Below are 660 nucleotides of genomic sequence, written 5' to 3' on the forward strand. Positions count from 1 at the left end.
CTTGCCAGTTGATGTCTCTTAGGTATTTAACTGGGTCGCCTTTGCCTAGCTTGCGTAAAACGGCAAGCGCAGCAGAGAGGGATTCTCCGGTATTTTTTTAAGATAACTTTGACTAGGGTTGTGGTATGTCTTGGGCCTTTATTTAGTCGCTCCTGAATATTGACGTTTTATGCTTAGGTTGGCCGAATTCAATCAATCCAGACTGAGCATTATCTTTATCGACAGTCCTGTTATTGCACTGCGCTTTTTACCGCTAATAGCTGATATAAAATCCAGGCATAAAAAAGCCGCAGTTGGGCTAAGATTTTACGGCAGTTTTGGCCTACACCCGCAAGCACCGCATTCAGTTTGTCACCGAGCTTTCCTTTTAAGCGGTTAAGCCCTAAGTGACTATCTTGTTTCATGTGCCCGATGATTGGCTCTATGGCATTGCGTCGCTTGAGCTTCTTTTTAATGCTCGGTGTCACTCCGCGCTTTTGCCCAGCAATATACACATCATAACGCGTTGCTAAATGTCCTCGATAACCCCTATCTACAAAACAGCTGTATGGTCTTTTATCCGTGACATTTTCTACTATTCTCAACGTTTCCCATAACGTGTCACCATCATAGGGATTGCCGTGTATTGCATGAGCGCACACCACAAACTGCTCTTTCAAT

At 44.2% G+C, this 660-nt stretch carries 1 pseudogene; it reads right to left on the reverse strand.

The window, feature by feature from the left end:
- Window positions 1-230: 230 nt before the first annotated feature.
- Window positions 231-660 (reverse strand): annotated as a pseudogene (locus tag CWC03_RS23600) (IS5/IS1182 family transposase); the annotation flags it as partial.

This window comes from Pseudoalteromonas sp. S2755, from assembly GCF_005886535.1.
Taxonomy (GTDB): Bacteria; Pseudomonadota; Gammaproteobacteria; order Enterobacterales; family Alteromonadaceae; genus Pseudoalteromonas.